This window comes from Prochlorococcus sp. MIT 0603 (assembly GCF_000760215.1).
In the GTDB taxonomy this organism is placed as follows: Bacteria; Cyanobacteriota; Cyanobacteriia; order PCC-6307; family Cyanobiaceae; genus Prochlorococcus_E.
Genome location: NZ_JNAW01000004.1, coordinates 170,895 through 188,845 on the forward strand (window position 1 = coordinate 170,895; position 17,951 = coordinate 188,845).

Below are 17,951 nucleotides of genomic sequence, written 5' to 3' on the forward strand. Positions count from 1 at the left end.
GTGTATACCCAATTAAAGGGAACTACATCCAAAAGACTGTCAGCATCAACACGAAACTTTAATGACAAGCAGCGGAAAAATCAGGATCTACGAACTATCCAGAGATTTAAATCTGGATAATAAAGATGTGCTTGATGCTGCTAAAAAGCTTTCGATCTCAGCTAAAAGTCACAGCAGCTCGATAAGTGATATAGACGCGAACAAAATAAAAGAATTGGTTTCACAAAAAACAACTAGAAAGGCTGAGTCACAAGCCAAGCAAAATGCAGGCAAGGAAATTCTCTCTCTGAAAAAAGCTAGTGAATTATCTAAAACACAATCTAAATCAATTAAAAAACAAAATGAAAAGAAAGAACCCAGCTTAAAAAGCAAGCCATCAGATCCACCAAAAATACATTCAAAATCGCCTAAACCTCCTTCTCCACCAAAAGCTATAGACAGTCAAAAGCAGCAATCATCTCAGCCACTTACTCTACAAAGCCCTTCAACTCCTCGTCCAAAGCAAGTTCCTATAAGCAAACCTTCGGTATCTCCTCCTATACAACCTAAAACAACATCTGTTTCTAAGTCTCCTAATAAAGAGTTTCAACCTCCTGTTTCCAGAAAATTACCAGTACAAAATAGTACATCTAGCAAAAAGATAGATATTGTAAGCAAGCCAAAATCACTACGAACACCAAATTCCGCCAAGTCAATTAAGCCGGCCATAGAAACTAAACCTAACAACCCAAACCCACCCCAAGCTGAAGCCAATAGGCCTCAAGCCAAAGCTCCTCAAAGACCTATAGCACCACCACCAAGACCCAAACTTCAGCCTAATTTCAAACCTAAGCCTGGCAGAACGAATCAAAGTGGGGTAGCAAATAGAAATACTGCTTTACCTCAACGCAATCCTGGAATTCAACCTCGTCGTTCAAATAATCGAAACAATCTTCCAACTAGAGATCAAGGCAAGCCTCCCACCAAGAGTAATAAAGTTGAACTAGTAGGAGCTCCAATAAGAAGGAATAGCAATTCTCCTACTGGGATTGGAGGCAAGGTATCTAAAAATGAAAACTTTAGGCAAGGCTCCTCAGGTTCGGTAGTCAAACAGTCTCCCCAAAGACGCTCTGATGGAAATAGTGGAGGTCGTTCACAAGCACGTCCTAGGCCAGGAATGCCTTCTGGAATGCGAAAACCAGTTGCACCTGGTGAGCTTATGCAACTGCAGAAACCCACAAATAAAGTTAGTCCTCCAATAAAACGTTCTGATATTCCAAAAGGACCTAAACGCGAAAGCTCTCAGACAGCCAAGCCACCTACAAGCAGACCAACCCCAAGCCCTTCTTCAGCCCCCAAGAGGCCACCTCAAAGAATTGGTTCTCCAGGTTCATCAGCTAGAAAAAGGAAGCCGGATTGGGATGATGCAGCAAAACTAGAAGCTCTTAGAAATAAATCACCACAAAAACAACGACAAAAAGTTCACATTATTGGGGAAAACGATGATGCATTAACTGCTGAGACAAGTGGTTTTGCAGGTGGACAACAAGCAGTCGTTCTTTCTGCAAGCCTTGCACGTCCTTCAACTCCAAAAAACAAAGTAACCAAAAAGCAAACTGCCAAACCATCAGGCGCACTGAAAAAGAGGAAAAAAGAATCTACACGTCAAAGACAACGTAGAAGAGCAATGGAATTACGTGCAGCACGTGAAGCTAAACAAATCCGGCCAGAAATGATTGTTGTTCCTGAAGACAACATTACAGTTCAAGAGCTCGCAGATAAACTCAGTGTGGAGAGTTCAGAAATTATCAAATCTCTCTTCTTTAAAGGAATAACAGCAACAGTTACACAATCATTAGACCTTCAAACAATAGAAACCGTAGCAGAAGAGTTTGGTGTTCCAGTATTACAAGATGACGTCGAAGAAGCTGCAAAGAAAACAGTCGAAATGATCGAAGAGACAGATATTAAGCACCTAATGAGAAGGCCACCTGTCGTAACAGTGATGGGACACGTTGATCACGGAAAAACAAGTTTGCTAGATGCAATACGCAAAGCCAGAGTAGCAGCAGGAGAGGCAGGAGGCATTACTCAACATATTGGTGCTTATCAAGTAGATGTCCTTCATGATGAGAAGCAACGTAAATTAACCTTCCTTGATACTCCAGGTCATGCAGCTTTTACTGCCATGCGAGCTAGAGGAACAAAAGTCACTGATGTAGCCATACTTGTAGTTGCTGCTGATGATGGAGTACGTCCTCAAACACTAGAAGCAATTAGTCATGCTAGAGCTGCGAAGGTGCCCATAGTAGTAGCAATCAACAAAACAGATAAAGAAGGAGCTTCACCAGATCGTGTTAAGCAAGAGTTATCTGAACATGAACTTGTTGCTGAAGAGTGGGGAGGAGATGTTGTAATGATTCCAGTTAGTGCAATTAAAGGTGAAAATATAGATAAATTATTAGAAATGATTCTCCTTGTCACTGAAGTCGAAGACTTGCAAGCTAATCCAGATCGGCTGGCAAAAGGAACAGTAATCGAAGCACATTTAGATAAAGCAAAAGGACCCGTGGCGACCCTGCTCGTACAAAATGGGACGCTTAAATCAGGTGACGTTTTAACAGCTGGTCCTGTATTAGGAAAAGTCAGAGCGATGGTTGATGAAAATGGTCAGAGGCTCAAAGAAGCTGGTCCATCTTGTCCAGTAGAAGCCTTGGGATTTAATGAAGTCCCTACTGCAGGAGATGAATTCGAAGTTTACCCAGATGAAAAGTCTGCCAGAAATGTTGTTGGTGAAAGAGCCTCTGATGCAAGAGCTACTCGACTTGCACAACAAATGGCTTCAAGGAGGGTATCTCTTTCTTCAATGTCAGGGCAAGCCAATGAAGGAGATCTAAAAGAGTTAAATCTAATCCTTAAAGCTGACGTGCAAGGAAGCGTTGAAGCGATACTTAGTTCTCTTGAGCAATTACCAAAAGACGAAGTACAAGTAAGGGTCCTGCTCTCTGCTCCTGGGGAAATAACTGAAACTGATGTTGATCTTGCTGCTGCTTCAGGAGCCGCAATTATAGGTTTCAATACTTCAATGGCATCCGGCGCTAAAAGAGCTGCTGATGCAAATGGTGTTGATGTTCGTGATTATGAGGTTATTTATAAACTTCTAGAAGATATTCAATTAGCCATGGAAGGACTTCTAGAACCAGACATGGTAGAAGAAAAAATTGGAGAAGCAGAAGTGAGAGCTATATTTAATATTGGCAAAAGTGCCGTTGCAGGTTGCTATATCTCTAATGGCAAGCTTCAACGTAATTGCAAAGTACGCGTGAAAAGAGCTGAGCAGATTGTCTTTGAAGGAGACCTTGATTCTCTCAGACGCAATAGAGATGTTGTCAAAGATGTCTCCAGTGGCTTTGAATGTGGAGTAGGATGTGACAGATTCGCAAATTGGAAAGAGGGAGACATCATTGAAGGTTATAAACTAGTAACACAACGTAGAAAATTAAGTACTTAAACCTCCTCTTTCCATCACAAATACCTTAAATAGTTAACGTCACTTGAGAATTATTATCAATCACAACTCTTTAGTAGACATAATAAATCTATACACAAGTATTCAATAGCAGGGGGCTTTGGAAGTCCTCATTTCCTTCAATCTTCTCGAGATCGGTCTAAAAACACAAAAGTAGAAAATAGAAAGAAAGCTATTAATTGTATCCCAAGGTCATTTAATAATACTGTTTCACCCGAGAAAGATCTTACTCCCATAATCAATAAACCAACCCCTGCCGAAGCCGATAATGCAATCCAGACAACACGCCTGACTCCTCGAAAGGGACTTCTAGACTCTTTCAAAAGCTTTTCTCGCATTTTGGGATCTAAAGTCAATGTAAAATCCTTTGTATAGCCGGTGTAGCTCAGGGGTAGAGCAACTGATTCGTAACCAGTAGGTCAGCGGTTCAATTCCGCTCACCGGCATGATTATTTATTTATATAAGATTTTAGAATCACAGCAAACAAAACAGGGCTTTTCAATCAAAAGAGTTTCAAATAATATTGTCTCCTGCATGGAAATATGAAGGTCCATCAAAGATGGATGGAGAGTTTTCTCGTAAACACCAAAAAGGAAGGGAGCTCTAAGAGCTCCCTTCCTTTGCCGATTCAGTTATTAACAAATAATTAAACAACCAGTAATCAGTTTGAAAAATGTATTTAGAAGCTTCTGGCTAGTGGCGCCTGGGGCCAATTTTCCTAGTTGTAAGGCTTAAACTCCTATAAGGGCACCTAAACGATGCAGAAAGAGTATCGACTGAATTGACGCACCTAAATCATTGATCCTTGTCGCTTCAGACGATAGCCTACTTTTTCAGTGAGACTGTTGGAGCAGGGGCCAGAAGTCAATCTGCTTCTGCTAAATACTCAGGTGGAGTGTCTACCATAAAAGGTGCCTCTGAGTTCGATATGTATATCATTACGGTGTTTTGGTCTTCTTGCAATCAGCCTTAATGCCCATTGCATTTTAATTAAAAAAGAGCGAGAATAATAAATTGGTGCTTTTTCAAGCTAATTACTTGCTTCACTTGTGAAATATCACTATGAATGAGTGGTGCTATTACTTGTTTAAACTAAGAACAGTCGCAGAAAATGCTGCAAATGATATGTAAAAAGATAGGAAATACAGTGAAATAATGGATTCTTAATAATTAATAGAACTAATTACTCAAACAAATACCTCAAATAATATATATAAATATACCTAAAGGCTTTTATTTTACTGCTAAGGATATAATCAATTGAACCAATTCTTTCCCATAGCAATTTGGGTTTAGCCTTCTTGCCTTTTCATCAAATGCATTACAAGAATAATTAAGATCTCTGCTGTCACAGCAATCGCAAACTATATGCACTTTTCTCCCTTGCTTAACCTCCTTAACTCTTGCGAATATCCAATCTCTAGCTCTATCATTTGTCCATTCATCAAATGTTCCGAAACAATCCGATGATTTCTTATTGGTACCTTTATCAACAAAAATGCCCGAATGAAGCAATCTTTTATACCTAAAGCCTTGTCTCCTTGATTGTTTTATTCCAATGTGTACAAGTTCAAATTTAAGCAAAGTAGTCATTCCTCAATCATTCAAAAATCCTTGATTTTTATATAGTTTTATACTCTAAATTGTTGTAAAAAAAATTCTTTCTGAATAGGTAGCCAATACTCCTAACCTGTTTTAAGAAATTCCTCCCTAGTTTATAACATTAACTTTTTAAATTGCGTTATCATTTTCAATGAATTTACCAGGCTAGTAAAATTGGCCAATGGGGAAAACAAAATCCCATAAATTTAATAAGGCAAACCATGCTCTCTCTGACTTAAAAGATGAGAAGGTTTTAATCATAAGGCTGCCCTGCAATCCAATATTTCCCATTGGACCAATTTATCTTGCTGATCACTTACACAAGCGCTTCCCAGAATTACCTCAAAGAATCCTTGATCTTGCAGCTTTGCCTGTGATTGATGTCAAAAGAGTCCTAATAGCTAACATAAAAAGTTTCCAGCCCTCCCTACTAGTTTTTTCTTGGAGAGACATTCAAATCTATGCTCCTGTTGACGGACGAGGAGGGAACCCCCTCCAACATTCATTTGAAGCTTTTTATGCACGAAACCCTTTTAAAAGACTTCGAGGAGCACTTGGTGGACTACGTTTGATGAAAAGTCATTATGGGGAGCTTTGGAGAAATCAGGCATTAATAAAAGTTGGGCTCAAACAAGCAAGAAAATTTAAACAAAATGCAAGAGCTTTAATTGGAGGTGGAGCTGTAAGTGTTTTTTATGAACAACTTGGTAAATCCCTTCCAAAGGGGACAATTGTTTCCATAGGGGAAGGCGAACCTCTATTAGAAAAATTACTTTTAGGACAAGATATAGAAAAAGAGAGATGCTTTGTTGTTGGTAAAAGTCCTAGGGAAGGTTTGATTCATGAGCAGCCAACTGAATCCATTAAAACAGCTTGCAACTATTCATACATTGCTTCTATTTGGCCTCAATTCGACTGGTACCTTGAAGGAGGGGATTTTTATATAGGTGTACAAACGAAGCGTGGTTGCCCACATAACTGTTGTTATTGCGTTTATACAGTTGTCGAGGGTAAGCAAGTTCGAGTCAACTCTACACAAGAGATTATCAATGAAATAAGACAATTATATGATTTAGGTGTTAGGAATATATGGTTCACTGATGCACAATTCATTCCTGCTAGACGTTATATAGAGGATGCAAAAGAGCTATTAAGAGCTATTCATCAAGAGAGAATGATTGGGATTCGTTGGGCGGCATATATTCGCGCAGACAATCTTGATGCAGAACTAGCAAAATTAATGGTACAAACAGGAATGAATTACTTCGAAATTGGAATCACATCTGGTTCTCAAGAATTAGTTCGAAGAATGCGAATGGGATACAACTTGCGAACAGTACTTGAGAATTGCCAGCTGCTTGCTGATGCAGGCTTTAATGATCATGTCTCGGTGAATTATTCATTCAATGTAATTGATGAAAGGCCTGAAACTATTCGTCAAACCATTGCTTATCACAGAGAATTAGAAAAAATCTTCGGGGCAGAGAAAATAGATCCAGCTATCTTTTTCATAGGGCTTCAACCACATACTCATCTTGAGCAATATGGTTTTGAACAAGGTCTCATCAAGCCTGGATATAACCCAATGAGCATGATGCCATGGACTGCACGTAAACTTTTATGGAACCCTGAACCAATGGGAAAAACTTTTGGCAAGATTTGCTTAGAAGCATTTGACTCCTGCCCTAACGATTTTGGGCGCACAGTAATTAACTTATTAGAAAGAGACTATGGGATTGCACCATTAGAGGAAGCATTACGTGCACCGCTAAAAGGACGCCCAGCAATCGCAAAAGCCATTCGATAACGAAACAGCAATAAAGCAAGACATGAAATGCCTAAAACACCCCCAACAGGATTAGGCGAAGAACCTCCTGGACCTATCAACCAAGTAGGCGTATTTAATGAAACATCTATAAAATTAGTATTTAATACAAACCATAACCCAACCAACCCCCCATGCAAACCTATACAACCATATATAGACCCATTATCTATTAGTCTTCTTATAGAAAGAACCAATCCCAAGAAAAATAAGCCAATCAAAAGGAATAACACCTCGATAACGCCTAAATTAGATTCTAGAAGTGAAAAGATGTGTACCAAACTAAAGACTATTGACTGAATAAATACTCCCCTAGTAGATCCAAATAAAAGGTTTGCTTCGCCCCAAAACCAACCACGAAAGATCAATTCCTCTGCAAATGCGACGCCAAGCCCAAGAACAATTCCATTAATAAAGTTTCCAACATTTAAAGACCCTTCCCACTGGATCCAACTGGTAAAACATAAAGGTGCTAAAACGAAACCAAGCAAGCCAAAAGCCCACAAAATGCCTTTAAAAAAAGCCCTAAAAGAAGCGCGAATTCGAACTTTATGTAATCCCAAAAGAATCCGAGGGTTCTTTTTTTTCCATCGCCACTTTACCCAGCTAGGCAAGCAAATTAAAAAGAAAGTAAACGTTAGCGCAGTCACTAAAAGAGAACTGTTATTATCCTCCATCTTGTAAAGAGAAAGCTGCATAGCTTGCACTATGAACCAACTCAGTAAATACAGTATTGGAAAAAAAATTACCGTAGGTATAAAACGACAAAGTTGAGTCGCCGAAGTCTTCCAAAAAGTAGTAATTAGATTATTCAGTTTTCTGGTTCAATAGTGCTTATAAGACCTCTACTTTTGAGAGACTCACAATAAAATTCCGCAGGCTCTAGATCACATGTAATAACTAATCCTATCCCATTATTATGGGTTTCCAACATAACTGACATAGCGTCCTGCTCACTAAGTTGTGGAACAACCTCACGTAAAGTTTTCACAACATAATCCATTGAATTTATTGGATCATTATGAAGAAGAACCTTATATCTTGGCGATATCTTCCTCACCTTCTCAGTTTGTCTCTCAACAACTGCAGCACCGCCTGAGGTACAACTTGGATTTTCCACCATATTAGAAATGGCTAATTGAAATTACTTTAAAAGTGATTAGGACTTTAAAGCATAATGTATATCAAATGCTAGTGATCCTTCTCATAGCTTCTTCTACATTTTCGAGACTATTAAAAGCTGAAAGTCGGAAATAGCCTTCTCCAGCAGTACCAAATCCACTCCCAGGAGTTCCAACGACATTTGCATTATTAAGCAAAAAGTCAAAAAACTCCCAGGAATTCATACCTTTCGGGGCCTCTATCCACACATAAGGGGCATGTTGACCTCCAAAAACCTTATAGCCAGCCATCGATAATTTATTGCGGATTATTTCTGCATTCTTCATATAAAAACTTACTAGGTTTTTAGTTTCTATCGCTCCTTCTGATGAGTAAACCGCTTCTGCTCCTCTTTGGACAATATAACTAACACCATTAAACTTCGTACTTTGACGACGATTCCAAAGCGACCACAAATCAACTTGTTCATCATTAGAAGTTTTACCTTTTAATGATTTAGGAATAACTGTGTAAGCACAACGGGTTCCAGTAAAACCAGCTTTCTTAGAAAATGAACGAAATTCAATCGCACAATCTTTTGATCCATCAATTTCAAAAATAGAATGCGGGATCAACGGGTCTTGAATAAAAGCCTCATAAGCAGCATCAAACAAAATCAATGCATTGTTTTTGTTTGCATAATCAACCCATCTTGCTAGATGATCTTTACTAGCCACAGCACCAGTTGGATTATTCGGAAAACATAAATAAATTAAATCAACAGGCTCTTCGGGGACCTCTGCTTGAAAAGCATTATCTGAATTCAAAGGGATGTATAACAATCCTTCGTATTGTCCAGATTTTGATGCTCCCCCAGTCCTCCCATCCATAACATTGCTATCTACATATACTGGATAAACAGGGTCAGTTACTGCAATTCGATTACCTGAACCAAGAATATCAAGAATGTTGCTGCTATCACATTTAGAACCATCAGAAACAAAAATCTCGTCTGGAGAAATTTCACATCCTCTGGAGTGAAAATCATTTATGGCTATTGCTTCTCTAAGCCACAAATAACCTTGTTCGGGACCATATCCATGAAAACCTAAGCTGGTTCCCATTTCCTCAATTGCTTTTAGCATGGCCTTACAACAGGCTTGAGGCAAAGGCTCTGTAACATCACCAATCCCTAAACGAATAAGGTTTGATTGGGGGTTCGCCTGAGAAAAAGCATTTACTCTTCTAGAGATCTCTGGAAAGAGATAACCAGCTTTAAGCTTTAGATAATTACTGTTGACCTGAACCACGAGAAGAATTTGGTAAATCCATTTGTATATTGCCTGGGGAAAGGTATCTATGTGAAGCAAAACTGCATAGGATATATAAAGGAAAATGTTTTTCGATTGTGTCTAGTGAAATTCATTCCTTTGCGGAAGAGAAAAATCTTTGCAAGCCAATCAATTTTGAGAAATTGATTGATGTCAATATTCATAAACCAGCCCAATACATGGGCCATGAACTAGGTACAGAACAAAGAAATTGGGACTCCTCAAATGTACGGTGGGTACTTAGTTACCCAGAACTATATGAAGTAGGAGCAAGTAATTTAGGTCACATCATTCTGTACTCAATTCTCAACAGTATTCCTAATCAAGTTTGCGATAGAGCATATCTTCCTGAACCTGATTTAGCAAACCATTTAAAAAAAAATTCAATCGGGTTATTTGGAGTTGAGTCCAGATGCCAACTTAAAAACTTCGATGTACTCGGATTCAGTCTTAGTTATGAACTAGGCGCAACAAATATTTTAGAAATGCTTGATCTGTCTCATATCGACATCTATGCAAAAGATCGAGCTGACCTACCGCTAACGGATCCAAACTCAATACCATTAGTTTTTGCAGGAGGGCCTACTGCAACTAGCAATCCAGAGCCTTATGCTGACTTTTTTGATTTCTTTGCTCTTGGAGATGGTGAAGAGCTTCTTCCTGAAATTGGATTAGTTATTTCTAAATCAAAGGAATTACAAGCCAAAAGATCTGAAACTCTTCGCAGCCTTGCTGAAATACCCGGCGTATATGTTCCATCACTATATCAACCATCAAGAGACTTCCTATCTCTGAAACCCCTAACCTCAAATGTACCAGAAAGAATTATTAGACGAGTGGCAACACCAATACCATATTATTCACTTGGTTTAGTTCCAAACGTTGAGACAGTACATGATCGGCTAACCGTTGAAATAAGAAGAGGTTGCACACGGGGGTGTCGTTTTTGTCAACCGGGTATGCTTACACGTCCAGCAAGAGATGTTGAGCCAGAAGAAGTTATCGCAGCAGTTGAAAAAGGTGTTCAAGAAACTGGGTACAGCGACTTTTCTCTATTATCATTAAGCTGTAGTGACTACTTATCACTACCTACAGTTGGTATAGAACTTAGGAATAGATTAGCAGACAAAAACATCACTTTACAGTTGCCAAGCCAAAGGGTCGATAGGTTTGACGACAATATTGCCCACATACTTGGTGGTAATAGACAGGCAGGGCTAACCTTTGCACCCGAGGCAGGAAGTCAACGCCTTCGCGATATTGTCAATAAAGGATTAACTGATGCAGAGCTTCTCCATGGAATACGTAAGGCCATGGAACATGGATACAAAAAGATTAAACTCTACTTCATGATTGGACTGCCAGGAGAAGAGGATATGGACATTAAAGGCATTGCCAGAACATGTAAATGGATCCAAGAAGAATGCAAAGAAGATTTTGGGAGATTAAAGTTAAATATCACTATTAGCAATTTCACTCCCAAGCCTCATACTCCATTTCAATGGCACAGTGTTTCAACTAAAGAATTAACTCGGCGGCAAAAAATTCTTAAAGATGAATTCATCCAACTTAGATTGAAAAATATAAAAGCTAATTATACAGATGTAAGAATTTCTGCCATAGAAGATTTCCTTGGTCGGGGAGATAGGAGATTGGCACCGGTGATTGAGTCTGCATGGAAACGTGGTGCAGGTATGGATGCCTGGTTTGAATCTCAAGATCGTGCATATAAAGCATGGTCAGAAGCTATCTCAGAGGCAGGGCTTTTTGGTCACTTTAGAAAGTTGGAAATGGGAAATTGGGGTACTACTCAAACTCTCCAGAAAAATGATTTAATGCATTTGTGTTCACAACCTCTCCCTTGGGATCATATCGACACTGGAATAGACAAAGCATGGTTAAGGAAAGATCTCCAAAAAGCACTATCAGAAAAAACTGTTCCAGACTGTTCATTTAATAGTTGCAGTAGTTGTGGTGTATGTGGACCAGAGTTAGGTCATAACCAAATCATCACTTCCTCTCCAATACCTATTCAAAACAAAACAAAGCCTCCTCACACGACAAAGCAATGTCGTATAAGAGTTCAGTTTTCAAAGACATCGCCAATGCATTTAATTAGTCATCTAGACCTAATTCGATTACTAGAAAGATCCTTAAGGAGAAGTGATTTGCCAATTAGCTATACCGGAGGATTTCATGCTCTTCCACGATTGCAACTCGCTCTTGCTTTACCTCTTGGGATAGAAGGTCTAGGAGAATGGATGGATATGGATTTCTTTCAAGAAATCCAGCCTTCATCTTTGAAAGAACAGCTGCAAAAATGCTTACCTAAAGGCATACATTTGATTAAAGCCAGTAAAATAGCTATCAATAAAAAGAGCCTCTCACAACAACTTATACAGGCAAACTGGAGTTTCAATTTAGAAAGTCAAACAAACGAAAAATATACTTTTCATCAATGGAATGATTCTTTAGAAAGCATTCTCAATGCAGAATCATTAATTTGGGTAGATACTGATAAAAAAGGACGTCATCGAGAAAGGGATTTAAAGTCTCAATTAAAGAGTTTAAGGCTAATAAATGGCAATAATGCAGAGCCACTAGAGGCTATGTCTATCGAGTTGCAAGCCCTCATATCTCCTATAGGACAAAGCATCAAACCTATGCATATTCAATATTGGATAGCTAAATCTTTAGGTCAAGATTTAGCAATTAAAAATATAAAAAGAGAAGAGCTTATCTTAGAAAGATGCTAAAATTATATTGGGTTAAAAGGAGGCTCAGTAAGAGCTCACTTAGCCTAAGTTATTTTGGAAGAAAACCCGTCGTAAACTCAAATATCCGGGGGGTAATATCCGGATCTTCAGCAATCAACCTTCAGAAAGAGCTAGTGCTCTGCATTATTCCTTCCAAAGAACTTAGAGTTTAACTTTTATCTGACTAAATGCAGTTTCACTGCAAATTGATTTTCAAATCAGAGCAAACAGTTCTAATTTTCTTTATATGCCCCAGAAAATTATCGTCGCAGAGCAAGAGCGAATAGCAGCATTGCTTTCTGATGGCCGAGTAGACAAATTAATCGTTGCACAGGGTCGTTACCAAATTGGAGATGTCTATTTAGGGACAATCGAAAATGTCCTTCCTGGTATAGATGCTGCCTTTGTAAACATTGGTGCAAGTGAAAAAAATGGATTTATTCATGTTACCGATCTAGGACCTCTGAAAATTAAGCAGAGCGCCGCAAGTATTACTGAATTACTCAGACCTAATCAAAAGGTTTTAGTACAAGTAATGAAGGAGCCAACTGGGAATAAAGGCCCACGCCTAACAGGTAATTTAGCGCTGCCTGGAAGATATCTAGTTCTTCAACCTAATGGTCAAGGTGTCAATATTTCTCGTAGAATTAACCTTGAAAATGAACGGAATCGTCTTAAAGCATTAGGAGTATTAATCAAGCCTCCTGGGACAGGAATTTTAATTCGATCTGAAGCTGAATCTGTATCAGAAGAATTAATAATTGATGATCTAGAAAGTCTTCTCAAAAAATGGGAATTAATACAACAAGCTTCAGATCGAGCTACTCCTCCTACTCTTTTAAGCCGTGACGAAGATTTTATACAAAGAGTTTTGCGTGATCATATTAATCCAGAATTATCTGAAGTTATCCTTGAAACAACTGAGGGTAGTGATAGGGCTAAAAAGTACCTTTCTCAAGATGATGCAAAAGTAACTGTTCAATGCCACAAGCAATCGGACAATATACTTGAACATTACAAGATTGACTTAGCAATCCTAAATGCCCTGAAACCTAGAGTAGACCTCCCTTCAGGAGGCTATATCATAATTGAACCAACAGAAGCCCTCACCGTCATTGATGTCAATTCAGGCTCATTTACACGTTCCTCTAACTCTCGTGAAACAGTTCTTTGGACCAACTGTGAGGCAGCCATAGAAATAGCAAGACAATTAAAGCTTAGAAATATAGGCGGAGTAATAATTATTGATTTCATTGATATGGAATCACGAAGAGACCAACTTCAACTTTTAGAATATTTCACATCTGCAATAAAAGACGACGCATCGCGTCCACAAATATCTCAATTAACTGAATTAGGATTGGTAGAGCTTACAAGAAAGAGACAAGGCCAAAATATTTATGAGTTATTTAGCAAAGAATGCTCTAATTGTTCCGGATTAGGACATATTGCCAACATAACTGACAAAGACAAAAGAAATCCATCCACATTAAACAGCAATTTAATTCAAAATGGTTCTTTGAATAATGATGAGGTTAATATAGTTGTCAACAACAAGAACAAAATTAATGAATCTACTAATGAGAATCATGAAGCGGTAATTTCAAATATTTCACAAAGATCTTTTGACAAAGAAAATAACTTAGAAAAAACAAATCCTAAAAATGAAGCAGAGAATATAATTATTGAAATGACAGAAGAAGAAGAGTTTGTATACAGTACTTTAGGGCTAAACCCAACATTAATCTTAGAAAAGCAACCAATTAATATTAATGAAAAAAATTCTATTCAAGTAGTCCGCAAGAATAATAAGATCGAAAAGTCAATTAACCTTAGATCAGAAGAATTAGAAGCAGAAGTTCAAAACCTATCTAATAAAATGAAATCAGAAGTTCCAGATGAGATAAATAGCATAGAGGGAAATACTACTAATTCGAATCCAGAAATCAATCAGCAGAACAAAGTCGAAGTCGAAAACATCTCAAATATAGAGATGGCAGACTCAACAGATTCATTAAAACCAGAAGCAGAAGATACACGCAGACGAAGAAGACGCTCTTCCAATGAAAAAGACAATCACAAGGTAGATGGCATAGACGAAACAACGACACAAGATTCAAACCTAACTGAACAAGAAGCAGAAGATTCTCGCAGACGGAGAAGGCGCTCTTCAGCTGCAACATAATCTTGCAAGAGTTAAGAACTGCTGGTTTAGATGAAGTAGGCAAAGGCTCATTATTTGGTCCTGTATTTGCTGGCGCAGTAATTTTAGAAAAACAAAATGAGATTTACTTGATTAACTCTGGAGTAAAAGATAGTAAGAAATTATCTCCAGAAAAAAGAATGTCTCTATTACCAATAATTAAAGAATATGCTCTGAATTGGTCAATTGGACAAGCATCTGCAAGAGAAATTGATTTACTAGGGATAAGGTTGGCTACAGAAAAGGCAATGATTAGGGCCGTGCATAAATTGATTCCTCAACCTGAAATTCTCTTAATAGATGGCTGTCTCCCTTTAAGATCGTGGGAAGGGCCTCAAAAGACACTCGTCAAGGGAGAAGATAAATCAGTAGCAATAGCAGCAGCGAGTATTTTGGCCAAAGTCACTAGAGATGAACTCATCAAACAATTGGCACAAGCATATCCTTCATATGGATTAGAAAAGAATGTTGGATATGGAACGCTTTTACATCGCAAAGCACTAATAAAACTAGGGGCAACTAAACTCCATAGAAAATCATTTCTCTCGAAGATCAAGTAATTGGCTTTATTGTTCTAAGCACCAGGAAGAGAAATCACGAACCAACTGCTGACCTACTCGAGACTTAATTCCAAGTAAAATACCATTTAAAATTGATTGCCCAGTTGATTCCAATATTTTTGGTGGTATTAATTTTAACAAAGGTGGTTGACTAACACTTACTCCTAAAAAGGCTTCTCCCACCAAGCCTTCGTCCGTAGCAATTAATGTTGCATCAAGCATCAATTCAAAATCATCTACCAACCCAAGGCCTTTGAGCTCGCTATCAGTTGCATGCATTTGCAACTTGTTACCTTCACTATTTACAACAGCTATTGATACAACAGGGTTTACCTCTAGCTGAAACACCTTAAAACTGGTAACAGTATACCGAAAACTACCTTGACCTAACGCTACAAGCTTTTTTGGATCAAGCATTGCTCCAACCACCCTTTCCTGTTGTAAGAGATAATCAGGAAGTCGCTGAACATTCTTTTTGACAGGTAAGTCAATTTTTTGTCGAGCATTAAAAGCCAGAGACATAATTGGCAATTGACGCGACATGATCCTATCGACACTTGCACTCTTTTTAAAATAATGCCAACACAAGTGGCCTATCTCGGACCTAAAGGAACATATGCTGAAGAGGCAGCTTGTGCTTTGGCAAAGCTAGAAAGCCTTTCACAGCCAGAGTTTGTTCCATATTCAGGAATCAGGAATGTCATCGAACATCTAGCTAATAAAGATTGTAAAGCTGCTGTAGTACCTATCGAAAACTCTGTGGAAGGTGGAGTAACAGCAACATTAGATTCTTTATGGAGTTATCAAGATTTATTTATTCAAAGAGCGATTGTCTTGCCGATACGTCATGCATTAATCAGTAGTGGATCCTTAAGGGACATTTCAGAAGTATTATCTCACCCACAAGCCCTTGCACAATGCACTAATTGGCTTCATGAAAATCTACCCAATGCTGTTCAATTACCAACCAGTTCAACCTCAGAAGCTGTAAGAATGGTTGAGGGAAGTAAATTTAGAGCTGCTATAGCATCTAAAACATCTTCTGAAATCAAAGGAGTAAAAATCCTGGCCTATCCTATTAATGATGTTGCAGGTAATTGTACTCGGTTTGTATTACTTAGCGATCAAGAAAATAGCTTTAATAATCAAACTGACATAGCAAGTTTTGCATTTTCTCTTCATTCAAATACTCCTGGAGCATTATTAAAAGCATTAAAATGCATCTCAGATCTTGGGCTTAATATGAGTCGAATAGAGTCACGGCCCTCAAAAAGAGAGTTAGGAGAATATATATTCTTTGTAGACATTGAATTAAGTATAGAATCTATAGATAAAAGCAAAGATCTAAACACTCTATTAAAACCTTTTTGTGAAAATATTATTTACTTTGGCAGATATAAAAATAGTCAGTTCAACTTAGCAAACAATCTCAACCCCTAGAACGGAAAATACCAAATTGCATTAATCCATTAGCAAATGCCCATTTCATAACAAGTATTGTCGGTACTTCCCTAAGGGCTTGAATAAATGATTTTGGACCTAATTCAATGAGAACATCAAATCTCCTTATGCCTTCAATTATTGAATCTTCCCAGGATGGATATGTATATTCAGTCCAATCATTAATTTCGACTATACCTGCTGAATACTTACTCTCTCTTAAATTTTGTTGGAAGGATCTAATACTTGAAAATTCAGGATGGGACCATTGATTTAAAAGCTGTTTCATAATAAAGCCTTCTATCAAATTTAGTCCGCCTTTCTTAAAATCTCGCCTATTCCAATCTGCTACAGCTAATACACCACCTGGTCTTAACACCCTAAGCATTTCATCAGCATAAAGTTGTTTATCAGCAATATGTGCACCAGCTTCAACACTCCATATGCCATCAAAAGTTCCATCCTCAAAATCCAAATCCAATGCATCCATCAATTGGAAATCACATAAAAGATTATCTGGAGTCAGCTCATTAGCCCTTTTGACCTGTTCAAGGCTAACAGTTATGGCAACAACTTCAAATCCATAATCTTTAGCCAAGATCCTTGCGCTTCCTCCAATGCCGCAACCTATATCAAGGATTCTTGAGCCCTTAGGGAGTTTATCTAAACCGCTCCATTGAACTAATTTATGTACAAAATCTATCTTTGCTTGTTTAAAATCAGTTTTATTAGAAGATTGTGGATAATAACCAAGATGAATATGTTCGCCCCATAATTTCTCTAAAAGTCGATCATTCGTCCATGCATCATAAGAAGAAGAAACAGTCTTAGAAGACTTGTATTTTCTATCATTCAATATCCAAATAAATAATGCTAAACCAATAAGAACGACTCCAAGAAAGATGAGAAAAGGAAGCATTAATTAATTATTCTTTTTGTCAACATTAGAAAGTGTATCTTTCAATGCAGTTCTTGCAGCAAGCTGCTTTCTTGTGTGATCTAACATCTGATATTCGCGCTGTAATCTATTCATAGTATCTAACATTTCTAATAAGTTCTGTTGCTCTTCTGCAACTGGCCCCCCCAAATGAGACGCTATCCAAAATGATAGATCTACAGGATCTTTAGGCAATTCTTCGGGCAAGCTTCTTTCGGAATCTGTTAATTTACCTGTTAAAGAAACAACATCTTTCAATGCAAGTAAAACCGAATCAGAAAGCCTTTCTAATTCATCTGAATTAGCAGAAGAATCATCATCTATCCAACTAACCATTGCCACATAAAAAGGTGCTTCTCTAATAATCTCAAGTATCCTGAAACGTTGTTGCCCAACTGTGATGATATTACTGCGTCCGTCTTCAGATTTTTGATGTTTGATTATTCGAGTACAACAACCAACATCTGCAATCTTCTTAGTTGAAGGATCTGCACGGACAATTCCAAAAACGCTATCTGTTTCCAGAACTGTTTGAAGCATAATTCTGTATCTTGACTCAAAGATATGGAGCGGCAAAATCTCCTGAGGAAATAAAACAACATCAGGCAGAGGAAACAGAGGCAATTCCCTGACAGATATTTCGGTCACGGGAACCTTCCCAAACATATATAGATACTACTTAAATCT

General features: G+C 38.1%; 14 protein-coding genes and 1 tRNA gene. 7 read left to right on the forward strand and 8 right to left on the reverse strand.

Features of this window, described 5'->3' with window-relative positions; genetic code table 11:
* Positions 1–61 precede the first annotated feature (61 nt).
* A complete protein-coding gene (gene infB / locus EV07_RS07920) occupies positions 62–3,490 on the forward strand; it encodes a translation initiation factor IF-2 (RefSeq protein WP_036919236.1) in 3,429 nt (1,142 codons plus the stop codon).
* A gap of 137 nt (positions 3,491–3,627) precedes the next feature.
* On the opposite strand, the gene EV07_RS07925 is transcribed toward infB, so the two are convergent.
* A complete protein-coding gene (locus EV07_RS07925; protein ID WP_036919769.1) occupies positions 3,628–3,864 on the reverse strand; it encodes a DUF3493 domain-containing protein in 237 nt (78 codons plus the stop codon).
* An 18-nt stretch (positions 3,865–3,882) separates the two neighbouring features.
* Here EV07_RS07925 and EV07_RS07930 point away from each other — a divergent pair.
* A tRNA-Thr gene (locus EV07_RS07930) sits at positions 3,883–3,954 on the forward strand.
* 788 nt (positions 3,955–4,742) lie between these two features.
* On the opposite strand, the gene EV07_RS07935 is transcribed toward EV07_RS07930, so the two are convergent.
* Positions 4,743–5,102 (reverse strand): hypothetical protein, encoded by a 360-nt coding sequence (locus EV07_RS07935; RefSeq protein WP_036919238.1) that lies wholly within the window; start codon positions 5,100–5,102, stop codon positions 4,743–4,745.
* Positions 5,103–5,292: 190 nt separating this feature from the next.
* On the opposite strand from EV07_RS07935, the gene EV07_RS07940 reads away from it, so the two are divergent.
* Positions 5,293–6,918, forward strand: a complete 1,626-nt coding sequence (locus EV07_RS07940) for a photosystem II high light acclimation radical SAM protein (protein ID WP_036919240.1) — start codon at positions 5,293–5,295, stop codon at positions 6,916–6,918.
* Here the strand turns inward: EV07_RS07940 and EV07_RS09475 are convergent.
* The 3 genes from EV07_RS09475 to EV07_RS07955 form a co-directional block, all read right to left on the reverse strand.
* Positions 6,840–7,613, reverse strand: a complete 774-nt coding sequence (locus EV07_RS09475; RefSeq protein WP_241434036.1) for a CPBP family intramembrane glutamic endopeptidase — start codon at positions 7,611–7,613, stop codon at positions 6,840–6,842. The two genes, EV07_RS07940 and EV07_RS09475, sit on opposite strands and share 79 nt — an antisense overlap.
* 134 nt (positions 7,614–7,747) lie before the next feature.
* Positions 7,748–8,059 (reverse strand): ATP-dependent Clp protease adapter ClpS, encoded by a 312-nt coding sequence (gene clpS / locus EV07_RS07950; RefSeq protein ID WP_036919246.1) that lies wholly within the window; start codon positions 8,057–8,059, stop codon positions 7,748–7,750.
* A gap of 61 nt (positions 8,060–8,120) precedes the next feature.
* Positions 8,121–9,347, reverse strand: coding sequence for an LL-diaminopimelate aminotransferase (locus tag EV07_RS07955; protein WP_036919250.1), 1,227 nt, complete (start codon positions 9,345–9,347; stop codon positions 8,121–8,123).
* 98 nt (positions 9,348–9,445) lie between these two features.
* Between EV07_RS07955 and EV07_RS07960 the strand changes: the two genes are divergently transcribed.
* From EV07_RS07960 to EV07_RS07970, 3 genes are all read left to right on the forward strand, one after another.
* Complete coding sequence (locus EV07_RS07960; RefSeq protein WP_152557609.1) at positions 9,446–12,124, forward strand: TIGR03960 family B12-binding radical SAM protein; 2,679 nt, start codon at positions 9,446–9,448, stop codon at positions 12,122–12,124.
* Between the two features lie 247 nt (positions 12,125–12,371).
* A complete protein-coding gene (locus EV07_RS07965) occupies positions 12,372–14,309 on the forward strand; it encodes an Rne/Rng family ribonuclease (RefSeq protein WP_036919252.1) in 1,938 nt (645 codons plus the stop codon).
* 2 nt (positions 14,310–14,311) lie between these two features.
* Positions 14,312–14,887: a ribonuclease HII gene (locus EV07_RS07970; RefSeq protein WP_036919254.1), complete on the forward strand. Its 576-nt coding sequence runs from the start codon at positions 14,312–14,314 to the stop codon at positions 14,885–14,887.
* Positions 14,888–14,893: 6 nt separating this feature from the next.
* Here EV07_RS07970 and EV07_RS07975 read toward each other — a convergent pair whose 3' ends face one another.
* Entirely contained in the window at positions 14,894–15,409 is a 516-nt protein-coding gene (locus EV07_RS07975) for a DUF1997 domain-containing protein (RefSeq protein ID WP_036919773.1), read from the reverse strand.
* Between the two features lie 54 nt (positions 15,410–15,463).
* On the opposite strand from EV07_RS07975, the gene pheA reads away from it, so the two are divergent.
* Complete coding sequence (pheA, locus tag EV07_RS07980; protein WP_036919257.1) at positions 15,464–16,327, forward strand: prephenate dehydratase; 864 nt, start codon at positions 15,464–15,466, stop codon at positions 16,325–16,327.
* Here the strand turns inward: pheA and EV07_RS07985 are convergent.
* Together EV07_RS07985 and EV07_RS07990 are read right to left on the reverse strand one after the other, a co-directional pair.
* Positions 16,317–17,246 carry a methyltransferase domain-containing protein gene (locus EV07_RS07985; RefSeq protein WP_036919259.1) on the reverse strand — a complete coding sequence of 310 codons (930 nt, stop codon included), beginning with the start codon at positions 17,244–17,246 and terminating at the stop codon, positions 16,317–16,319. The two genes, pheA and EV07_RS07985, sit on opposite strands and share 11 nt — an antisense overlap.
* Positions 17,247–17,249: 3 nt before the next feature.
* Positions 17,250–17,912, reverse strand: a complete 663-nt coding sequence (locus tag EV07_RS07990) for an LON peptidase substrate-binding domain-containing protein (protein WP_036919775.1) — start codon at positions 17,910–17,912, stop codon at positions 17,250–17,252.
* Positions 17,913–17,951 lie beyond the last annotated feature (39 nt).